Raw genomic sequence first — 22252 nt, forward strand, 5'->3', positions numbered from 1 at the left:
TTGCATTTAACTTTATGAATTTACGAGGCTATTTTTTGATGGTGTTTGCCGCCCAATTCAGACTGTTCCGGGTTTTCCCGTAGTAATTCCGTACTTCTTCACAACTATATCCACAGAAAAGGTGAATAAAATCGTCTGTGAACACACCTCTCTGTTTATAACTCGGCTATTTGCTGTGAGTTATTCAATTGTTATTAGTAGCGCGTACGCCTAACAGAGTGGTTTACCGTCTCTCTGGAGTGTGAAACAATCATTCATATATAAGGTTTATGTTGAGGTAGTCCGGTGATTGATGACGATGGCTACCGCCCAAATGTAGGTATCGTAATTTGTAATCGCCAGGGGCAGGTTATGTGGGCCCGGCGATTTGGTCAGCACTCCTGGCAATTCCCGCAAGGCGGGATAAATTCAGGGGAGTCAGCAGAACAAGCGATGTACCGGGAACTGTTTGAAGAAGTCGGGTTGAGCCGTAAAGATGTGCGGATACTTGCTTCTACTCGCAACTGGTTGCGTTACAAGTTACCGAAACGTTTGGTGCGTTGGGACACGAAGCCGGTTTGTATCGGCCAGAAACAAAAATGGTTTCTTCTGCAATTGATGAGCGCTGATGCGGAAATCAATATGCAAACCAGCAGCACCCCTGAGTTTGATGGCTGGCGCTGGGTAAGTTACTGGTACCCGGTCAGGCAGGTGGTGTCATTTAAACGCGATGTCTACCGCAGGGTGATGAAAGAGTTCGCAAGTGTCGTGATGGCGCTTCAGGAGAGTACGCCGAAGCCACAAAACGCACCTGCCTGGCGACGTAAAAGAGGTTAAAGCTACGCAAATTATGCTCACCCGCCTGCGCGAAATAGTGGAAAAGGTGGCCAGTGCGCCGCGCCTTAACGAGGCGCTGAATATTCTGGTCACTGATATCTGTCTTGCGATGGATACAGAGGTCTGTTCGGTCTATCTGGCCGATCACGACCGACGTTGTTACTACCTCATGGCGACGCGAGGGCTAAAAAAACCGCGTGGCCGTACTGTCACACTCGCATTTGATGAAGGTATCGTCGGCCTGGTTGGCAGGCTGGCGGAACCGATCAACCTTGCCGATGCGCAGAAACACCCCAGCTTTAAATACATTCCGTCAGTAAAAGAGGAGCGTTTCCGCGCTTTTCTGGGCGTGCCGATTATCCAGCGCCGCCAGCTACTGGGTGTGCTGGTGGTACAGCAGCGTGAACTGCGCCAGTACGATGAAAGCGAAGAGTCTTTCCTCGTTACGCTGGCGACCCAGATGGCGGCTATCCTTTCGCAGACGCAGCTAACCGCGTTATTTGGTCAATACCGCCATACGCGCATCCGTGCGCTGCCCGCCGCGCCCGGCGTGGCGATAGCGGAAGGCTGGCAGGATGCAACGTTGCCGCTGATGGAGCAGGTCTATGAAGCCTCCACCCTTGACCCGGCGCTTGAGCGCGAGCGACTGACCGGCGCGCTGGAAGAGGCCGCTAACGAATTTCGTCGTTACAGTAAGCGCTTTGCCGCTGGCGCGCAGAAAGAGACGGCGGCGATCTTCGATCTGTATTCACACCTGCTTTCTGATGCCCGACTGCGTCGTGAACTGTTTGCCGAAGTCGATAAAGGCGCGGTGGCGGAGTGGGCCGTCAAAAAAGTCATCGAAAAGTTTGCCGAGCAGTTTGCCGCCCTGACGGATGGCTACCTCAAAGAGCGTGCCGGAGATTTACGCGCGCTGGGCCAGCGTCTGTTATTCCACCTGGATGACACCATTCAGGGGCCGAACACATGGCCCGAGCGTTTTGTGCTGGTGGCGGACGAACTCTCAGCCACCACGCTGGCGGAACTGCCGCAGGACAGACTGGCTGGCGTCGTGGTTCGCGACGGCGCGGCTAACTCGCATGCGGCGATTATGGTGCGCGCGCTCGGTATTCCGACCGTGATGGGCGCGGATATTCAGCCTTCGGTTCTTCATCACCGCACGCTGGTGGTGGATGGCTATCGCGGGGAACTGCTGGTCGATCCTGAACCGGTATTGTTGCAGGAATATCAGCGGCTTATCAGCGAAGAGAATGAACTAAGCCGGCTGGCGGAAGATGATGTCAATCTGCCCGCGCATCTGAAAAGCGGCGAACGCGTTAAGGTGATGCTTAACGCAGGGTTAAGCCCGGAACATGAAGAGAAGCTGGGCAGCCGTATCGACGGTATCGGGCTTTATCGCACCGAAATTCCGTTCATGTTGCAAAGCGGTTTCCCCTCGGAAGAAGAGCAGGTGGCGCAGTATCAGGGGATGCTGCAAATGTTTAACGACAAACCGGTGACTCTGCGTACGCTGGATGTCGGCGCGGACAAGCAACTGCCCTATATGCCGATCAGCGAAGAAAACCCGTGCCTGGGCTGGCGCGGCATTCGTATTACGCTCGATCAACCGGAGATCTTCCTGATCCAGGTGCGCGCGATGCTGCGCGCCAACGCCGCGACCGGCAACCTGAGCATTTTACTGCCGATGGTCACCAGCATTGATGAAGTGGATGAAGCGCGACGCCTGATTGAGCGTGCCGGGCGTGAAGTCGAAGAGATGATCGGTTACGCGATCCCCAGACCGCGCATTGGGATCATGCTGGAAGTGCCGTCGATGGTATTTATGCTGCCGCAACTGGCGAACCGGGTCGATTTTATCTCCGTTGGCACCAACGATCTGACGCAGTACATCCTGGCGGTTGATCGCAACAATACGCGTGTGGCCAGTATTTACGACAGCCTGCACCCGGGGATGTTACGTGCGCTGGCGATGATCGCTCAGGAAGCCGAAAAACAGGGGCTTGATTTGCGGCTATGCGGTGAAATGGCGGGCGATCCGATGTGCGTGGCGATCCTGATAGGCCTGGGATTCCGCCATCTGTCGATGAATGGTCGCTCCGTCGCGCGGGTGAAATACCTGCTGCGGCACATTGATTATGAAGACGCGCAAACGCTGGCGCAGCGCAGTCTGGAAGCGCAAATGGCGACGGAAGTGCGTCATCAGGTGGCGGCGTTTATGGAGCGCCGTGGCATGGGAGGCCTGATACGCGGGGGGTTGTGACTGCCGTGCCCTTGATTGCCGGATGGCGGCGCACGCGCCTTATCCGGCCTACGGCACGGTGCCGTCTGTAGACCTGATAAGCATAGCGCCATCAGGCAAAGGTGTTGTGCCGTTTGTAGGCCTGATAAGCGTAAGCGCCATCAGGCATTCCTGGGATTGTCATTGATAGCCTATACAGATCTTTTACATCTTCCCGGCATCACCGATGCACCCCTTGTGCTATCATTCGCTCCTTTGGAGCGCCTGTGAACGGCTGGCGCGCATATCAATTGCTGTCTATTTTCAGCGAAATAACAAGAACTTGTGGTGACAGATGACCAGTAGCTATCTGCATTTTCCGGAATTTGATCCGGTCATTTTCTCAATTGGACCCGTTGCGCTGCACTGGTACGGCATGATGTACCTGGTCGGTTTTGTCTTTGCAATGTGGCTGGCGATTCGCCGGGCAAACCGTCCGGGCAGCGGCTGGACCAAAAACGAAGTTGAAAACTTACTCTATGCCGGTTTTCTCGGCGTTTTCCTCGGTGGCCGTATTGGTTACGTTCTGTTCTACAACTTCCCGCTGTTCCTGGAAAATCCGCTCTATCTGTTCCGCGTCTGGGATGGCGGCATGTCCTTCCACGGCGGCCTGATCGGCGTCATTCTGGTGATGGTGATCTTCGCCAGACGCACTAAACGTTCTTTCTTCCAGGTATCCGATTTTATCGCGCCGCTGATTCCTTTTGGTTTAGGCGCAGGGCGTCTGGGGAACTTTATCAACGGTGAGCTGTGGGGGCGTGTCGATCCGAGCTTCCCGTTTGCCATGCTGTTCCCGGGCTCTCGCGCGGAAGATATCGCGCTGTTGCCGTCAAACCCGCAGTGGCAGTCGATCTTTGATACCTATGGCGTTCTGCCTCGCCACCCGTCCCAGCTGTATGAGCTGGTGCTGGAAGGTATCGTGCTGTTCATTATTCTTAACCTGTTTATCCGCAAGTCGCGCCCGATGGGGGCTGTCTCTGGCCTGTTCCTGATTGGCTATGGCGCGTTTCGTATCATTGTTGAATTCTTCCGCCAGCCGGATGCGCAGTTTACCGGCGCATGGGTACAGTACATCAGCATGGGGCAGATTCTCTCTATCCCGATGATTGTCGCTGGTGTGATCATGATGGTTTGGGCTTACCGCCGCAGCCCACAGCAACACGTTTCCTGAGGAACCATGAAACAGTATTTAGAACTGATGCAAAAAGTGCTGGATGAAGGCACACAGAAAAACGACCGTACCGGAACCGGAACGCTTTCCATTTTTGGTCATCAGATGCGTTTTAACCTGCGGGAAGGATTTCCGCTGGTGACGACGAAGCGCTGCCATTTACGCTCCATCATTCACGAGCTGTTGTGGTTCCTGCAAGGCGATACCAACGTCGCTTACCTGCATGAAAACAATGTGACGATCTGGGACGAATGGGCCGATGAAAACGGTAATTTAGGCCCGGTATATGGCAAACAGTGGCGCGCATGGCCTGCGCCGGACGGTCGCCATATTGACCAGATCACCACGGTCATGAACCAGTTGAAAAATGACCCGGACTCCCGCCGTATTATTGTTTCCGCCTGGAACGTCGGCGAGCTGGATAAAATGGCGCTGGCGCCGTGTCATGCGTTCTTCCAGTTCTATGTTGCGGACGGCAAGCTCTCCTGCCAGCTGTATCAGCGCTCCTGCGACGTCTTCCTGGGGCTGCCGTTTAATATCGCCAGCTATGCGTTACTGGTGCATATGATGGCGCAACAGTGCGACCTGGAAGTGGGCGACTTCGTCTGGACCGGCGGCGACACGCACCTGTACAGCAACCATATGGAACAGACGCACCTACAGTTAAGCCGCGAACCGCGCGCGCTGCCGAAACTGGTGATCAAACGTAAGCCTGACTCTATCTTCGACTACCGTTTTGAAGATTTTGAGATTGAAGGCTACGACCCGCATCCTGGCATTAAAGCGCCGGTCGCTATCTGACCTGAGCTCATCCTGTCATAACCGACGCCCTTGCGCGTCGGTTTTTTTTATCCCGTACGCCATTCTTCGGCGCAGATTCCCGAATTTTTGCAACGTGCTGTAATACGATAACTATTTCTCGTAACGCGCCGAATAATCTGCATTCTTGCCTCGTCATTTTCTCCGCCCCCGGCATACTGCCGCTATGAAAAAACAACAGGGCTATACGCTCATTGAAACAATGGTCGCAATGCTTCTTATGGTTAGCCTTAGCGCCACAGGGCTCTATGGTTGGCAGCGTTGGCAACAGCAGCAACGGTTATGGCAAACCGCCAGCCAGCTGCGGGATTACTTGCTGCAACTGCGTGAGGATGCGAACTGGCACAACCGGGATCACATTGTTCAGGTCATCAGAGAACGCGGCGGCTGGTGCTTTGTCAGCGCTGCTTCGGCGCAAGGTGCCTGTACGCCAGACGCGCCGTTTGTCTTTATTCCAGCATGGCGCGATATAGACATGGTGGAGATCACCCCCTCGCTGGCGTTTTTTGGTCTGCGCAATACCGCCTGGGCCGGGCATATCCGCCTGAAAAACGCCGCGGGCGAATGGCGTCTGGTGGTTTCGTCCTGGGGGCGAATCCGGCTCTGTGAGGGACGCGAGGCCGAAGCATGTCGATGAACGAGCGCGGTTTTTCTCTGCTGGAGGTACTTATCGCGATGGCGATAAGCAGCATGCTACTGCTCGGCGCGGCACGATTTTTACCCGCGCTACAGCGTGAGATTCTACAGACCACGCGGCAGCTGTTGCTGGAAGATGAGATCTGGCAGCGTGCTTATACCGTGGCAAAACACCTGCAACGCGCGGGATATTGTCGGGGAAACTGCACAGGGAAAGGACTGGTGATTGCCGGGCAGGGGGAGTGCGTTATCGTACAGTGGGACGCCAATAATAACGGGCGCTGGGAGACTGCGCCGGGAAAAGAGGCCGAACAGACCGGGTTTCGTTTAAACAATAAAACGTTGGAAACACTGCGTGGGGCAACATCATGCGCAGATAAAGGGTGGGATAAAATGACCGATCCCGATACGGTACAGATTGAGGTATTTAACGTTGAGCGTCAGGAGATGCCCGGTTTTGCGCCGGTACTGACGCTGTCTCTTCAGGGGCGCAGTAAAGCGGCTTCTAAAACCGCTGTTAAGGCGCAATACAGCGTCACCGGGTTTAATCTGTGAAGCGTGAACGGGGTGTGTCTTCTCTGGCGATGGTGCTTTTGCTGCTGGTATTGGGCAGCCTGCTGCTTCAGGGGGCAAACCAGCAGCAGGCGAGTTTTTCCACTCTGGTGGCGACAGAAAGCCGGGCCTTGCAGCGTCAGGCGGTGGCGCAGGCGGCGCTGGAATGGGGAAGGATGCAGTCATGGTCGGCGCAGGCTGCGGTTGAGTGTCGGCAATACACCACGCCGAATGCCCGCGTTTGCCTGCGCCTGCTCGCGAACAACACCGCTTTATTGATTGCGCAGTATGATGGCGCATCGGTCTGGCGTCTGGGAGCGCGGGAGGAAAGCGGCGTTGTATTTTCTCCGCATGGATGGAGCGATTTTTGCCCGTTGAGTGAGGTGGCGTTATGCCAGATACCCTGAACAGGCAGCGTGGTTTTAGTCTGCCGGAAGTGATACTGGCGATGGCGCTGCTGGTGATAACCGTCACCGCGTTATCGGGTTATCAGCGGGCGTTGATGACGAGTCTTGTCGTCAGGGCGCAATATCAACAGCTCTGGCGGTACGGCTGGCAGCAAACGGCGCTGTATTCATTTTCACCTCCCGAAAGCTGGCAGGCCAACCGAATGCAGACAACACAAGCGGGATGTGTCAGCATCAGCGTTAAACTCATTTCCCCTTTGGGCAGGCAAGGCCAGATGTCGCGCTTACATTGCCCGAAAAGTCAGTAGTCAGGAGTTGCTATGTTAAGGGTCTACCACTCCAACCGTCTGGACGTGCTGGAAGCGTTAATGGAATTCATCGTTGAGCGCGATCGGCTTGACGATCCCTTTGAACCCGAAATTGTGTTGGTTCAAAGTACCGGTATGGCGCAGTGGCTGCAAATGACCCTTTCGCAGAAATTTGGTATCGCCGCGAATATCGATTTTCCGCTACCCGCGAGTTTTATCTGGGATATGTTTGTACGCGTGCTGCCTGATATCCCGAAAGAGAGCGCGTTCAGCAAGCAAAACATGAGCTGGAAGCTGATGACGCTGCTGCCGCAACTGCTGGAGCGTGAGGATTTTACGCTACTGCGCCATTATCTGACGGACGACGCTGATAAGCGCAAGCTATTCCAGCTTTCCTCGCGTGCCGCCGATCTTTTCGATCAGTATCTGGTCTATCGCCCCGACTGGCTTACCCAGTGGGAGGCGGGGCAGATGGTTGACGGGTTAGGGGAGGCTCAGATCTGGCAGGCGCCGCTGTGGAAGGCGTTGGTGGAATACACGGCTGAACTGGGGCAGCCGCGCTGGCACCGTGCGAATGTGTATCAGCGTTTTATCCAGACGCTGGAAAATGCGACAACCAGCCCGACGGGGCTGCCTTCGCGCGTCTTTATTTGTGGTATTTCCGCGCTGCCGCCGGTGTATCTCCGGGCCTTGCAGGCGCTGGGAAAGCACATCGAAATCCATCTGCTGTTCACTAACCCCTGTCGTTATTACTGGGGGGATATCAGAGACCCTGCCTGGCTGGCAAAACTGGTGGCTCGTCAGCGTCGTCACAGCTTTGAGGAGCGCGACTTACCGCTGTTTCGCGATAACCAACGCGCCGGGGAGTTATTTAATAGCGACGGCGAGCAGGATGTCGGGAACCCGATGCTGGCGTCCTGGGGGAAACTGGGGCGGGACTACATCTACTTGCTTTCCGAACTGGAAAACACACAGGAACTGGATGCGTTTGTCGATATTCCCCCGGACAATCTGCTTCATAACATTCAGGCGGACATCCTTGAGCTGGAAAGTCGCGCCGTGGCTGGGGTGAACCTCGAAGAGTACGCCCGAAGCGACAACAAGCGTCTGCTTGACCCGAATGACGCCAGCGTGACCTTTCACATATGCCATAGCCCGCAGCGTGAAGTGGAGATCCTGCACGATCGTCTGCTGGCGATGCTGGAGGCCGACCCGACGCTGATGCCGCGCGATATTATCGTCATGGTGGCGGATATCGACAGCTATAGCCCCTTTATTCAGGCCGTATTTGGCAGTGCGCCTGCCGAACGCTATCTGCCTTATGCCATCTCCGATCGCCGGGCGCGTCAGTCGCATCCTGTTTTGCAGGCGTTTATCAGCCTGCTGTCGTTGCCGGACAGCCGTTTTGTCTCTGAAGATGTGCTGGCGCTGCTGGACGTGCCGGTTCTGGCGGCTCGATTTAACATCAACGAAGAAGGGCTGCGCTATCTTCGCTTATGGGTCAATGAGTCGGGTATCCGCTGGGGGATTGATGATGACAACGTGCGCGAGCTGGCGCTTCCTGCAACGGGGCAGCATACCTGGCAATTTGGCCTGACGCGTATGCTGCTGGGTTACGCGATGGAAAGCGCGCAGGGCGAATGGCAGTCCGTGCTGCCTTATGACGAGTCCAGCGGGTTGATTGCGGAGCTGGTCGGGCATCTGGCGTCCCTGCTTATGCAGTTGAACCTCTGGCGTCGCGGGCTGGCGCAGGCGCGTCCGCTGGAAGAGTGGCTCCCGGTTTGCCGCGACATGCTCAATGACTTTTTCCTGCCCGATGCGGAAACGGAAGCCGCGATGACCCTTATCGAGCAGCAATGGCAGGCGATTATCACCGAAGGGCTTGAGGCGGAGTATGGCGATGCGGTGCCGCTGTCTCTGTTACGGGACGAGCTGGCGCAAAGGCTGGATCAGGAACGCATCAGCCAGCGTTTTCTGGCGGGGCCGGTAAACATCTGTACGCTCATGCCTATGCGTTCTATCCCCTTTAAGGTTGTGTGTCTTCTTGGTATGAATGACGGCGTCTATCCGCGTCAGCTGGCGCCGCTCGGTTTTGACCTGATGAGTCAGAAACCGATGCGTGGGGATCGTAGCCGTCGCGATGATGACCGCTACCTGTTCCTTGAGGCCTTAATCTCTGCGCAGCAGACGCTCTATATTAGCTACATCGGGCGCTCTATTCAGGATAACAGCGAACGTTTCCCGTCAGTCCTGGTGCAGGAACTGATGGATTATATCGGGCAAAGTCACTATTTGCCTGGAGATGAAGAACTGACCAGCGATGAGAGCGAGGCCCGCGTGAAAGCGCATATCGCTCGCCTGCACACGCGGATGCCGTTTGATGCGCAAAACTATCTTCCCGGTGAACAGCAAAGCTACGCGCGCGAATGGCTGCCTGCTGCAAGTCAGTCAGGCGAGGCCCACTCTGATTTTGTACAGCCGTTGCCCTATGAACTCCCTGAGACGTTGACGCTGGAAAAACTTCAGCGCTTCTGGGCACATCCGGTGCGGGCGTTTTTCCAGATGCGGTTACAGGTGAATTTCCGCGCGGAAGAGAGTGAAATTCCCGATACGGAGCCGTTCATTCTGGAAGGGCTAACCCGCTATCAGCTTAATCAGCAGTTGCTTAATACGCTGGTCGAAGAAGAGGATGCCGGGCTTTTATTCCGTCGCTTCCGGGCGGCGGGCGATCTCCCGTATGGCGCTTTTGGCGAGATCCTCTGGGATACGCAGCGTCAGGAGATGCAGTCGCTGGCGGACAGGATTATCGCGTGTCGTCAGCCGGGGAAAAGTATGGAAGTTGATCTGCTCTGCAATGGCGTGCAGGTCACGGGGTGGTTGCCGCAGGTGCAGGAGGACGGTTTGTTGCGCTGGCGCCCATCTTTAATAAGCGTTGCGCAGGGAATGCAACTTTGGCTGGAACACCTTGTCTATTGTGCCTGTGGCGGAAAAGGCGAAAGTCGTTTGTTCCTGCGTAAAGAGGGAGAGTGGCGCTTCCCGCCGTTAGAGGCTGAACAGGCGTTAACTTACCTCGCACAGCTGATTGACGGTTATCGGGAAGGGATGTCGTCCCCACTGCTGGTTCTTCCTGAAAGCGGCGGCGCATGGATAAAAGCTTGTTATGACGCGGCGAATGATGCCATGTTAGATGATGCTGACACGCTGCAAAAAGCCCGGACGAAGTTCTTACAGGCTTATGAAGGTAACATGGTGATACGCGGAGAAGGGGATGATATCTGGTATCAACGGTTGTGGCGTCAGCTGGAGCCGAAGACGATAGAGAGCATTATTTCTCAGTCTCAACGTTATCTGTTACCGCTATTTCGTTTTAATCAGGCGTGAGGGATGTATAAAAATTGCGCAATTAAATGGCTTCATTTATGATGCGTTTTCTGTCACGGACTGATTTTACAATAAGAGATGCTGACTCGTTTAGCACACAGTTTTGTCCTGCTCAATAAGCGCCAGCGTCGCGCTCGCGCTTCACCTGAGCGGGAAAGAAAGTTAATGATGAGGTTCGTGAATGCCCCGCAGCACCTGGTTCAAAGCGTTATTGTTGTTTGTCGCCCTTTGGGCACCCTTAAGTCAGGCAGATACCGGTTGGCAGCCTTTGGCGGAAACCATCCGTAAAAGCGAGAAAGATACGCGTCAGTATCAGGCGATTCGTCTGGACAATGACATGGTGGTTTTGCTGGTATCCGATCCGCAAGCGGTGAAATCGCTTTCCGCGCTGGTGGTGCCTGTTGGATCGCTGGAGGACCCCGATGAACATCAGGGGCTGGCGCACTATCTCGAACATATGAGCCTGATGGGGTCTAAAAAATATCCCCAGCCTGACAGCCTTGCCGAATACCTTAAAATGCACGGCGGCAGCCATAATGCCAGCACCGCGCCGTATCGTACCGCCTTCTATCTGGAGGTGGAAAACGACGCCCTGTCAGGTGCGGTCGATCGCCTTGCCGATGCCATTGCCGCCCCGTTGCTGGATAAAAAATATGCTGAGCGTGAGCGCAATGCGGTCAATGCCGAACTGACGATGGCGCGTACGCGAGACGGTATGCGTATGGCGCAGGTCAGCGCAGAAACCATCAACCCAGCGCACCCGGGTTCGCGCTTCTCTGGCGGCAATCTGGAAACCTTAAGCGACAAACCTGGCAATCCGGTTCAGCAGGCGTTGCAGGCGTTTCACGAAAAATATTATTCAGCGAACCTGATGAAGGCGGTGATTTACAGTAACAAACCGCTGCCGGAACTGGCGCGTATTGCGGCTGAAACCTATGGCCGGGTGCCGAATAAAAATATCAAAAAGCCGGAAATTACCGTGCCGGTAGTAACGGACGCGCAAAAGGGCATCATCATTCATTATGTGCCTGCTCTGCCGCGTAAAGTGCTGCGCGTGGAGTTTCGTATTGATAACAACAGCGCGCAGTTTCGCAGCAAAACCGACGAACTGGTGACCTACCTGATTGGCAACCGGAGCCCGGGAACGCTCTCTGACTGGCTGCAAAAACAAGGATTAGTGGAAGGCATTCGTGCGGACTCTGACCCGGTGGTTAACGGTAACAGCGGCGTACTGGCCATTTCCGCTACCCTGACGGACAAAGGGCTGGCGAACCGGGACGACGTTGTCGCCGCCATCTTCAGCTATCTCAACCTGTTACGTGAAAAAGGCGTGGATAAACGCTACTTCGATGAGCTGGCGCATGTGCTGGATCTCGACTTCCGTTACCCCTCTATCACCCGTGATATGGATTACGTCGAATGGCTGGCGGATACGATGATTCGCGTTCCGGTTGAACATACGCTGGATGCGGTGAATATCGCCGATCAATATGATGCGGCGGCGGTGAAATCACGCCTGGCGATGATGACGCCGCAGAATGCGCGTATCTGGTACATCAGCCCGAAGGAACCATACAACAAAACGGCCTATTTTGTCGACGCGCCTTATCAGGTGAATAAAATCGACGACAAAACGCTCGCCGACTGGCAGCAAAAAGCGCAGGGCATTGCGCTGTCATTACCGGAGCTTAACCCCTATATTCCAGACGATTTCACGCTGATCAAACCGGAGAAGGAATATCCCCACCCGGAGCTGATTGTCGATGAACCGGATTTGCGCGTGGTTTATGCGCCGAGCCGTTATTTTGCCAGCGAGCCTAAGGCGGATGTCAGCGTTATTCTGCGTAACCCGAAAGCAATGGACAGCGCCAGAAACCAGGTGATGTTTGCGTTAAACGATTATCTCGCGGGGATCGCGCTCGACCAGTTAAGCAACCAGGCATCGGTCGGCGGGATTGGCTTTTCCACCAACGCCAACAATGGTCTGATGCTTAACGCGAACGGTTACACGCAGCGCTTGCCGCAGCTTTTCCAGGCATTGCTGGAAGGGTATTTCAGCTACACCGCGACGGAAGAACAGCTGGAACAGGCGAAATCCTGGTATGCGCAGATGATGGATTCCGCAGAAAAAGGGAAGGCCTACGATCAGGCGATTATGCCGGCACAGATGCTTTCTCAGGTGCCTTACTTCCAGCGTGACGAACGCCGTAAGCTGTTGCCTTCGATCACGCTGAAAGAGGTCATGGCTTACCGCGATACGTTAAAAGCAGGCGCGCGACCGGAGTTCCTGGTGATTGGCAATATGCGCGAAGCGCAGGTGAAAACTATGGCGCGGGATATCCAACAGCAGCTTGGCGCCAACGGTTCAGAGTGGTGTCGCAATAAAGACGTACTGGTGGATAAAAAGCAGTTGGTCATCTTTGAGAAGGCGGGGAGCAGCACTGACTCCGCGCTGGCGGCGGTATTCGTTCCAACCGGTTACGATGAATATGCCAGTTCAGCCTACAGCGCGATGTTAGGGCAAATCGTTCAGCCGTGGTTCTATAATCAGTTGCGTACTGAAGAACAGTTAGGCTATGCGGTGTTCGCTTTCCCGATGAGCGTCGGGCGTCAGTGGGGGATGGGTTTCCTGCTGCAAAGCAGCGACAAGCAACCGTCTTATCTCTGGGAGCGTTACAAAGCATTCTTCCCAACGGCGGAAGCGAAGCTACGGGCGATGACGCCGGAAGAGTTTGCGCAAATTCAGCAGGCGATCATCGCGCAGATGTTGCAAGCGCCGCAAACGCTGGGCGAAGAAGCGTCGAAATTAAGCAAAGATTTCGATCGCGGCAATATGCGCTTTGATTCACGTGATAAAATCGTGGCTCAGATTAAACTGCTGACGCCGCAAAAACTTGCCGATTTCTTCCATCAGGCGGTGGTTGAGCCGCAAGGCATGGCGATACTGTCACAGGTTTCCGGCAGTCAGAACGGGAAAGCAGAGTACGTGCGCCCGGAAGGCTGGAAAGTGTGGGAGAACGTCAGCGCGTTGCAGCAAACCTTACCCCTGATGAGTGAAAAGAATGAATGATGCCGCTGAGTCCCTTGATCCTTTACGCTTGCCCCTTACGGGCGAGCGTCTGATTGAAGCCTCTGCGGGCACTGGCAAAACGTTTACTATCGCCGCGTTGTATCTGCGCCTGCTGCTCGGATTGGGCGGCTCTGCCGCCTTTCCCCGACCGCTGACCGTGGAAGAACTGTTGGTCGTGACGTTTACCGAGGCGGCCACCGAAGAGTTACGCGGCCGCATCCGCAGCAACATCCATGAACTGCGCATCGCCTGTCTGCGTGAAACTACCGATAACCCGTTATATGCTCGCCTGCTGGAAGAGATCGAGGATAAAAAGCAGGCGGCGCAGTGGTTACTGTTGGCGGAAAGACAGATGGATGAGGCGGCGGTATTCACCATCCACGGTTTTTGCCAGCGCATGCTCAGCCTGAATGCGTTTGAGTCCGGCATGTTGTTCGAGCAACAATTAATCGAAGATGAATCCCTTCTGCGCTATCAGGCCTGCGCCGACTTCTGGCGGCGTCACTGTTATCCGCTGCCGCGCGAAATTGCCCAGGTTGTCTTTGAAGCGTGGAAAGGCCCCCGGGCGCTACTGAAAGATATCGATCGTTATTTGCAGGGTGAAGCGCCGGTCATCAAAGCCCCGCCGCCGTCAGACGAGACGCTGGCGTCTCGCCACGAACATATTTTGTCGCGTATTAACGCCCTGAAGCAGCAATGGTGCGCGTCCGTTGATGAACTGGATGGGGTGATAGAGTCGTCGGGAATCGATCGCAGAAAATTCAATCGCGGCAACCAGACGAAATGGATCGAGAAGATCACGGCGTGGGCGCAGGCGGAAACGCAAACCTATCAATTACCCGACGCGCTGGAGAAATTCTCCCGGCGATTCCTGGAAGAGAGAACCAAAGCGGGCGGCATAACCCCGCAGCATCCGCTGTTTGTCGCCATTGAGGAACTGCTGGCTGAACCGTTGACGATAAAAGATCTGCTGATTACCCGTGCGCTGGCAGAAATCCGCGAGACGGTTGCGCAGGAAAAACAACGCCGGGGTGAATTAGGTTTCGACGACATGCTGAGTCGTCTGGATGTTGCGCTGCGTAGTAATAGCGGCGATGCGCTGGCAAGCGCAATTCGTGGCCGTTTCCCGGTGGCGATGATTGATGAATTTCAGGATACCGACCCGCAGCAGTACCGCATTTTCCGCCGCATCTGGCGGCATCAGCCGGACACCGCGCTGTTGCTGATTGGCGATCCGAAACAGGCGATTTATGCGTTTCGCGGCGCGGATATCTTCACCTACATGAAAGCCCGCAGCGAGGTCAGCGCCCATTATACGCTGGATACCAACTGGCGTTCCGCACCGGGTATGGTCAACAGCGTGAATACGTTATTCAGTCAGATGAACGACGCCTTTATGTTCCGCGAAATTCCATTTGCGCCGGTTAAATCGGCCCAGAAAAACCAGTCGCTGCGCTTTGTGCTGAACGGCGAGACGCAGCCCGCCATGAACATGTGGTTGATGGAAGGGGAAAGCTGCGGCATTGGCGACTATCAGAGTTACATGGCGCAGGTGTGCGCGACGCAAATTCGTGACTGGCTGAAAGCCGGGCAAACTGGCGATGCGCTGCTTGTTAGCGAGAAAACCTCACGACCGGTTCGAGCCTCGGATATCAGCGTGCTGGTGCGAAGCCGCCAGGAAGCGGCGCAAATTCGTGATGCGCTGACGCTGCTGGCGATTCCGTCCGTTTATCTCTCCAACCGCGACAGCGTATTTGAGACGCTGGAAGCGCAGGAAATGCTGTGGATCTTACAGGCCGTCATGACGCCAGAGCGTGAAAATACGCTGCGTAGCGCGATGGCGGCCTCGATGATGGGGTTGACCGCGCAGGACATCGAAACGCTGAATAACGACGAAAATGCCTGGGATGCGGTGGTCGAAGAGTTCGACGGCTATCGTCAAATCTGGCATAAGCGCGGCGTCATGCCCATGCTGCGCGCGCTGATGTCAGCGCGGAATATTGCCGAAAACCTGCTGGCGACGGCGGGAGGCGAGCGCCGCCTGACCGATATTCTGCACATTAGCGAATTGTTGCAGGAAGCCGGTTCGCAGCTGGAAAGCGAGCATGCGCTGGTGCGCTGGCTGTCGCAGCATATTCTTGAGCCGGACAGCAATGCCGCCAGCCAGCAACTGCGGCTGGAAAGCGATAAACATCTGGTGCAAATCGTCACCATCCATAAATCAAAAGGGCTGGAATACCCGCTCGTCTGGCTGCCTTTTATTACCCATTTCCGCGTGCAGGATCAGGCGTTTTATCACGATCGCAATTCGTTTGACGCGGTGCTGGATCTCAGCCACGCCGAGGAGAGCGTTGAACTGGCGGAAGCAGAGCGTCTGGCGGAAGACCTGCGTTTGCTTTATGTGGCGCTGACCCGTTCGGTGTGGCATTGCAGTCTCGGCGTTGCGCCGTTGGTGCGTCGTCGCGGAGATAAGAAAGGCGATACCGATGTACACCAGAGCGCGCTCGGGCGCCTGCTGCAAAAAGGTGAGCCGAAAGATGCCGCCGGGCTTCGCGCCTGCATTGACGCGCTTTGCGGGGAGGATATCACCTGTCGGACGCCAGCCGAACCGGACAGCGAACGCTGGCAGGTAACGGAAGCGTCGCGTGCGGCGCTAAGCGCCAGAGCGTTACGCCGAACGTCTGCCGATAACTGGCGAGTAACCAGTTATTCCGGCTTACAGCAGCAAGGCCATAGCGTCGCCCAGGATTTAATTCCGCGTCTGGATGTGGATGCCGCCGGGGTAGGGGACGTGGTGGAAGAGCCGGAGCTGACGCCGCACCAGTTCCCGCGAGGGGCATCGCCGGGTACATTCCTGCATAGCCTGTTTGAAGACCTCGACTTTACGCAGCCCGTTGACCCGGCCTGGGTGCGGGAAAAACTGGAGCTTGGCGGTTATGACGCGCACTGGGAGCCGGTTTTAACGCAGTGGCTGGACGCTGTTTTGCAGGCTCCCCTGACCGAACGCGGCGTGAGTCTGCGTCATCTTTCTGCCCGTGAAAAACAGGTGGAGATGGCGTTTTATCTGCCGATCGCACAGCCGCTTATCGCCAGTCAACTGGATGCGCTGATTCGCCGGTTTGATCCGCTCTCGGCGGGCTGCCCGCCGCTCGACTTCATGCAGGTTCGCGGCATGCTGAAAGGGTTTATCGACCTGGTGTTTCGCCATGAAGGGCGGTATTACCTGCTCGATTACAAATCAAACTGGCTGGGCGAAGACAGCACGGCCTACACTCAGGAGGCGATGGCCTCAGCGATGCAGGCGCATCGCTATGACCTGCAATATCAGTTGTATACGCTGGCGTTGCACCGCTATCTGCGCCATCGCATCGCCGATTATGACTATGAACGTCATTTCGGCGGCGTGATCTACCTTTTCCTGCGCGGCGTTGACCGTGAATATCCACGGCAGGGCATTTTCTCGACCCGGCCGGACGGCGAACTGATTGCGTTAATGGATGAGATGTTTGCAGGCGTTGTAGCGGAGGAGGCGTAATGACAATTCAGAAGCGATTACTGGAGGCCGTAGAACAAAAGCTGTTGCGGCCATTAGACGCTCAGTTTGCGCTGGCGGTTGCCGGGCAGGACGATCCGTGCGTAACGCTGGCCGTTGCATTGCTCAGCCGCGATGCCGGGGAAGGGCATGTCTGTATGCCGCTTTCGCGCCTGGCGATAACGGAAGAGTCGCATCCGCTACTGGTCTCCTGGTTTAGCGAGAGGGATGCGCCTGAAGACTGGGCATCGTGTCTGCTGGCTTCCGGGGCGGTCAGTCGGGGAGAGCGGCCAACGCCGTTGATTCTGCATGAAGATCGCCTTTACCTGAACCGGATGTGGAGTAACGAGCGCACGGTAGCCCGCTTTTTTAGCGAGGTTAACCAGGCGATCGCGGTAGATGAACAGCAACTGGCCCGCACGCTGGATGCGCTTTTCCCGCCGACGGATGACGTCAACTGGCAAAAGGTGGCGGCGGCCGTGGCGTTGACGCGCCGTATTTCCGTCATTTCCGGCGGGCCTGGCACCGGTAAAACCACTACCGTGGCGAAGCTGCTGGCCGCGTTGATTCAGATGGCGGACGGCGAGCGATGCCGTATACGACTGGCGGCGCCGACGGGGAAAGCGGCGGCGCGTCTTACCGAGTCGCTTGGCGCGGCATTGCGCCAGCTTCCGCTCACGGATGAGCAAAAAAAACGCATCCCGGATGACGCCAGTACGTTGCACCGGCTGTTGGGCGCACAGCCCGGTAGCCAGAGGCTGCGCCATCACGCGGGAAATCCGCTGCATCTGGACGTGCTGGTGGTGGATGAGGCATCAATGATCGATTTGCCGATGATGTCGCGGCTAATTGAGGCGCTGCCGCCGCACGGACGCGTGATTTTTCTCGGCGATCGCGATCAGCTGGCTTCCGTTGAGGCGGGGGCGGTGCTGGGCGATATCTGCGCCTGGGTAAATGCCGGATTTACCGCCGGGCGCGCACAGCAGCTGAGCCGATTGACGGGAAGCCCCATTCCTGCGGGCGCAGGCACGGAGGCGGCCTCTTTGCGCGATAGCCTGTGTTTGCTGCAAAAAAGCTATCGCTTCGGGCATGATTCCGGCATTGGTCAACTGGCGGCAGCCATTAATCGCGGCGATAAAGCGGCGATGAAAACGGTCTTTCAGCAGGGATTCAGCGATATTGAAAAACGAACGCTACAGAGCAGCGAGGATTACGCCGCCATGCTCGATGAGGCGCTGGCCGGTTATGGGCGTTATCTGGCGCTTGTTCGCGAGGGCGCGGAGCCGGGGGCGATTATTCAGGCTTTCAATGAGTACCAGTTGTTGTGCGCGCTGCGTGAAGGGCCGTTTGGTGTTGGCGGTCTGAATGAACGCATCGAACAGGTTATGCTGCAAAAACGCAAAATTCAGCGTCACCCGCACAGCCGCTGGTATGAAGGGCGTCCGGTAATGATTGCGCGCAATGACAGCGCGTTGGGGTTGTTCAATGGCGATATCGGCATTGCGCTCGATCGCGGCCAGGGGTTGAGGGTGTGGTTCGCCATGCCGGATAGCAGCATTAAGTCGGTGCAGCCCAGCCGTTTGCCGGAGCATGAAACAACCTGGGCGATGACGGTGCATAAATCGCAGGGATCGGAGTTCGATCATGCGGCGCTGATTTTACCCAGCCAGCGCTCGCCGGTTGTGACCCGTGAGCTGGTGTATACCGCCGTGACGCGCGCACGTCGTCGCCTGTCTCTCTATGCCGATGAACGGGTTTTGAGCGGGGCAATTGCGACGCGCACGGAGCGACGTAGCGGACTGTCCGCGTTTTTTAATAACGGGCTGTGAGGCAAGTTGCCGGATGGCGCCTGCGCTTATCCGGCCTACAGCATCCCCGTAGACCCGATAAGACGCTTTAGCGTCGCCGTCAGGCAAAATGGGTTATCCCAAATCTGCCATCAACACCTTTGAACGACGCTGATAGTTGTACATCTCTTTTTTGCTCTCGGGCAGCAGTTCGATATCCACCGGCGTAAACCCACGTTCCTGGAACCAGTGAATACTGCGCGTTGTCAGCACAAACAGCTTGCTGAGGCCCATCTGTCTTGCCTGCACGGCTATCCGCTCCAGCAAAACTTCGCCACGCGATGAACTGCGATAATCTGGATGTACCGCCACGCAGGCCATTTCGCCGATTTTTTCTTCGGGGAAAGGGTACAGTGCGGCGCAGGCGATGGTCAGATTATCTCGCTGGATAATCGTGAATTTGTCGATCTCCATCTCCAGTTGTTCACGGGAGCGGCGCACCAGAATCCCCTGTTGTTCCAGCGGGCGAATCAGCTCCAGGATCCCGCCGATATCGTTAATGGTGGCGCGGCGAATCTGCTCGGCGCTCTCCATCACGATTTGCGTCCCGATCCCGTCGCGTGAGAACAGCTCCTGCAATAGCGCGCCGTCTTCCTGGTAGCTAATCAGATGGCAGCGACGCACGCCGCTGCGACAGGCTTTCACCGCGCCGCGCAGGAACCGCACGGTGCCTGAATTGTAATCGCCTTTTTCTTCCTGCGCTTCAACGCGTGCCTGCGCTTCGTTCGGGAAAAGTTCGGAAACGATGTCGCCTTCGTCGTTAGTTACCCCTTGCGACGAACAGAAGCCGATCATCTTCTCCGCCTTCAGTTTGATGGCGAGCTGCGTGGCGATCTCTTCTGAGGTCAGGTTAAAACTTTCGCCTGTGACGGAAACCGCGACCGGCCCCATCAGCACAATTGCGCCGCTGTCTAACTGGCGATGAATCGCCTCTTCATCAATACGGCGAATGCGTCCGCTGTGGCAGTAATCCACGCCGTCATCCACGCCCAACGGCTGTGCAATAATAAAATTGCCGCTGACGACGTTGATGTGCGCGCCCTGTAAGGGGGTGTTGTTCAGGCTCATCGACAGACGGGCGGTGATATCCAGCTGCAACGTGCCTGCCGCTTGCTTAACCAGTTCCAGCGTTTTGGCGTCCGTCACGCGGGTATTTTTGTGGTACAGCGGCTCATGATGATGTGCGGCAAGGTTCGCGTCGATTTGCGGACGCGCGCCATACACCACCACCAGGCGAATGCCCAGACTGTGCAGAAGCCCGATGTCATTGACGATACTGGAGAAATTTTCATGCTCAATGGCCTCACCGCCAAGCATAATGACAAACGTTTTTCCCCGATGGGTATTGATATAGGGAACAGAATGGCGGAATCCCTGTACCAGTTCGGTTCTACGTTCCTTCACCACGGCACACCCTCATTGCATGATTATTCGAAATTAATGTATTTTTATTCTGTTTTTCCGTCGTGCGCAAGCGCAAATTTTAATCCCGCTGAAGTTTTCTCCCAGTAATACCGTGAATACAAAAAGAAAGTTTACCCTTTTATAGATGACAGATTATGCGTCATTCGCTAAAGTTTCCGGTCAATTTAGACGTTTTGTACATCAGCACCGTTAAGTTTGTTTTGCTCGGGAGAAGCATGTCGGGATCCAACTCAGCAATCAGTCGCCGTCGTTTACTACAAGGGACGGGCGCCATGTGGCTATTGAGCGTAAGTCAGGTCGGTTTGGCTGCCGTCAGCCAGGTCGTCGCGGTACGCATCTGGCCTGCGTCCAGCTATACCCGCGTCACGGTGGAATCGAACCGTCTGCTGAAATACAAACAGTTTGCCCTGAGTAACCCTGAGCGCGTGGTGGTGGATATTGAAGGCGTGAATCTGAACTCGGTGCTTAAAGGCATTGGCGCGCAGATCCGCGCGGACGATCCGTATATCAAGTCAGCGCGAGTGGGGCAGTTTGATCCACAGACGGTGCGGATGGTGTTTGAGCTGAAGCAAAACGTGAAACCGCAGCTGTTTGCCCTTGCGCCAGTGGCGGGCTTTAAAGAACGCCTGGTGATGGATCTCTACCCTGCCAATGCGCAGGATATGCAGGACCCGTTGCTGGCGCTGCTGGAAGATTACAACAAAGGCGATCTGGATAAGCAGGTGCCGCCTGCGCAGAGCGGGCCGCAGCCGGGCAAGGCGGGGCGCGATCGCCCGATCGTGATCATGCTCGATCCCGGTCATGGAGGGGAAGATCCCGGCGCCGTGGGGAAATACAAGACGCGCGAAAAAGACGTGGTGTTGCAGATTGCCCGCCGCTTGCGCGCGTTAATTGAGAGAGAAGGCAATATGAAGGTCTACATGACGCGTAATGAGGATATCTTCATTCCGCTGAAAGTGCGCGTGGCGAAAGCCCAGAAGCAGCGCGCCGACCTGTTTGTCTCTATCCATGCGGACGCGTTTACCAGCCGACAGCCCAGCGGTTCATCCGTTTTTGCGCTCTCGACGAAGGGCGCGACCAGTACGGCGGCAAAATACCTCGCGCAAACTCAGAACGCCTCGGATTTGATCGGCGGCGTGAGTAAAAGCGGCGATCGCTATGTCGATCACACGATGTTCGACATGGTGCAATCGTTGACCATCGCCGATAGCCTGAAGTTCGGTAAAGCGGTGCTCAACAAGCTGGGAAGGGTTAATAATCTGCACAAAAATCAGGTTGAGCAGGCCGGCTTTGCGGTGCTGAAAGCGCCGGATATTCCCTCTATTCTCGTGGAAACCGCCTTTATCAGTAATATTGAAGAGGAGCGTAAGCTCAAAACGGCGAAGTTCCAGCAGGAAGTGGCGGAGTCGATTCTGGCGGGTATTAAAGCCTACTTTGCCGATGGGGCGACGCTGGCGAGAAGGGGATAATAAAAAAGCGCTGAAAGGCGCTTTTTTTACGGGCCGCAGAAACGAAAAAACACCCGTTAAGGTGTTTAATATTGGTTGCGGGGGCCGGATTTGAACCGACGACCTTCGGGTTATGAGCCCGACGAGCTACCAGGCTGCTCCACCCCGCGTCCGTCTTTCTGCTTCGTATTTCAAACCACATCTGCGTTGGCTTTCCTCGTTCACCTCAGTCACTTACTGGAGTAAGCTCCTAAGGATTCACTGCGTCGCCGCCTTGTTGTGATTCGAACTACTTTGCAAAATATTACATCATATTTCAATTGGTTGCGGGGGCCGGATTTGAACCGACGACCTTCGGGTTATGAGCCCGACGAGCTACCAGGCTGCTCCACCCCGCGTCCGTCTGTTACTCTTCCATCGAGTAACCTTTTCTTCACATTGTATTGGTTGCGGGGGCCAGATTTGAACTGACGACCTTCGGGTTATGAGCCCGACGAGCTACCAGGCTGCTCCACCCCGCGTCCGTGGATGCGCACTATACTCTGCTAACATTTTCATGCAA

At 55.8% G+C, this 22252-nt stretch carries 14 protein-coding genes and 3 tRNA genes; 13 read left to right on the forward strand and 4 right to left on the reverse strand.

From position 1 onward, the window contains the following. Positions 1-285 precede the first annotated feature (285 nt). The 12 genes from rppH (at position 286) to recD (ending at position 18799) form a co-directional block, all read left to right on the forward strand. A complete protein-coding gene (rppH, locus tag OGX81_RS08690; RefSeq protein WP_024130909.1) occupies positions 286-816 on the forward strand; it encodes an RNA pyrophosphohydrolase in 531 nt (176 codons plus the stop codon). Positions 817-829: 13 nt separating this feature from the next. After that, a complete protein-coding gene (ptsP, locus tag OGX81_RS08695; RefSeq protein ID WP_012134945.1) occupies positions 830-3076 on the forward strand; it encodes a phosphoenolpyruvate--protein phosphotransferase in 2247 nt (748 codons plus the stop codon). Positions 3077-3389: 313 nt separating this feature from the next. Beyond that, on the forward strand, positions 3390-4265 hold the full coding sequence (gene lgt, locus OGX81_RS08700; RefSeq protein WP_047461522.1) for a prolipoprotein diacylglyceryl transferase: 876 nt from the start codon (positions 3390-3392) through the stop codon (positions 4263-4265). A 6-nt stretch (positions 4266-4271) separates the two neighbouring features. Next, positions 4272-5066: a thymidylate synthase gene (gene thyA / locus OGX81_RS08705; protein WP_012134943.1), complete on the forward strand. Its 795-nt coding sequence runs from the start codon at positions 4272-4274 to the stop codon at positions 5064-5066. Positions 5067-5250: 184 nt separating this feature from the next. After that, positions 5251-5721 carry a prepilin peptidase-dependent protein gene (locus OGX81_RS08710; protein ID WP_012134942.1) on the forward strand — a complete coding sequence of 157 codons (471 nt, stop codon included), beginning with the start codon at positions 5251-5253 and terminating at the stop codon, positions 5719-5721. Then, on the forward strand, positions 5712-6275 hold the full coding sequence (locus OGX81_RS08715) for a prepilin peptidase-dependent protein (RefSeq protein WP_104868240.1): 564 nt from the start codon (positions 5712-5714) through the stop codon (positions 6273-6275). The genes OGX81_RS08710 and OGX81_RS08715 overlap by 10 nt, the downstream gene beginning before the upstream one ends. Beyond that, positions 6272-6679 carry a DUF2509 family protein gene (locus OGX81_RS08720; RefSeq protein WP_071257903.1) on the forward strand — a complete coding sequence of 136 codons (408 nt, stop codon included), beginning with the start codon at positions 6272-6274 and terminating at the stop codon, positions 6677-6679. Before OGX81_RS08715 ends, OGX81_RS08720 begins: the two co-directional genes overlap by 4 nt. Beyond that, the gene (locus OGX81_RS08725; RefSeq protein WP_012134939.1) at positions 6664-6987 is read left to right on the forward strand and encodes a prepilin-type N-terminal cleavage/methylation domain-containing protein; all 324 of its coding nucleotides are present in this window, start codon (positions 6664-6666) and stop codon (positions 6985-6987) included. Before OGX81_RS08720 ends, OGX81_RS08725 begins: the two co-directional genes overlap by 16 nt. Positions 6988-6999: 12 nt before the next feature. Further along, positions 7000-10368 (forward strand): exodeoxyribonuclease V subunit gamma, encoded by a 3369-nt coding sequence (gene recC, locus OGX81_RS08730; protein ID WP_104868241.1) that lies wholly within the window; start codon positions 7000-7002, stop codon positions 10366-10368. A gap of 181 nt (positions 10369-10549) precedes the next feature. Further along, the gene (gene ptrA, locus OGX81_RS08735) at positions 10550-13438 is read left to right on the forward strand and encodes a pitrilysin (RefSeq protein WP_104868242.1); all 2889 of its coding nucleotides are present in this window, start codon (positions 10550-10552) and stop codon (positions 13436-13438) included. Then, positions 13431-16973: an exodeoxyribonuclease V subunit beta gene (recB, locus tag OGX81_RS08740; RefSeq protein ID WP_104868243.1), complete on the forward strand. Its 3543-nt coding sequence runs from the start codon at positions 13431-13433 to the stop codon at positions 16971-16973. The genes ptrA and recB overlap by 8 nt, the downstream gene beginning before the upstream one ends. Next, complete coding sequence (recD, locus tag OGX81_RS08745) at positions 16973-18799, forward strand: exodeoxyribonuclease V subunit alpha (RefSeq protein WP_104868244.1); 1827 nt, start codon at positions 16973-16975, stop codon at positions 18797-18799. Before recB ends, recD begins: the two co-directional genes overlap by 1 nt. 93 nt (positions 18800-18892) lie before the next feature. On the opposite strand, the gene argA is transcribed toward recD, so the two are convergent. Beyond that, entirely contained in the window at positions 18893-20224 is a 1332-nt protein-coding gene (argA, locus tag OGX81_RS08750) for an amino-acid N-acetyltransferase (RefSeq protein WP_024130906.1), read from the reverse strand. Between the two features lie 233 nt (positions 20225-20457). Here argA and amiC point away from each other — a divergent pair, with 233 nt between their 5' ends. Next, positions 20458-21711 carry an N-acetylmuramoyl-L-alanine amidase AmiC gene (gene amiC, locus OGX81_RS08755; protein WP_024130905.1) on the forward strand — a complete coding sequence of 418 codons (1254 nt, stop codon included), beginning with the start codon at positions 20458-20460 and terminating at the stop codon, positions 21709-21711. A gap of 72 nt (positions 21712-21783) precedes the next feature. Here amiC and OGX81_RS08760 read toward each other — a convergent pair. From OGX81_RS08760 to OGX81_RS08770, 3 genes are all read right to left on the reverse strand, one after another. After that, a tRNA-Met gene (locus tag OGX81_RS08760) sits at positions 21784-21860 on the reverse strand. Between the two features lie 151 nt (positions 21861-22011). Next, positions 22012-22088, reverse strand: a tRNA-Met gene (locus OGX81_RS08765). A 46-nt stretch (positions 22089-22134) separates the two neighbouring features. Beyond that, positions 22135-22211 (reverse strand) — tRNA-Met (locus OGX81_RS08770). Positions 22212-22252 lie beyond the last annotated feature (41 nt).

This window comes from Citrobacter sp. CK206, from assembly GCF_030333125.1.
GTDB lineage: Bacteria > Pseudomonadota > Gammaproteobacteria > Enterobacterales > Enterobacteriaceae > Citrobacter_B > Citrobacter_B koseri.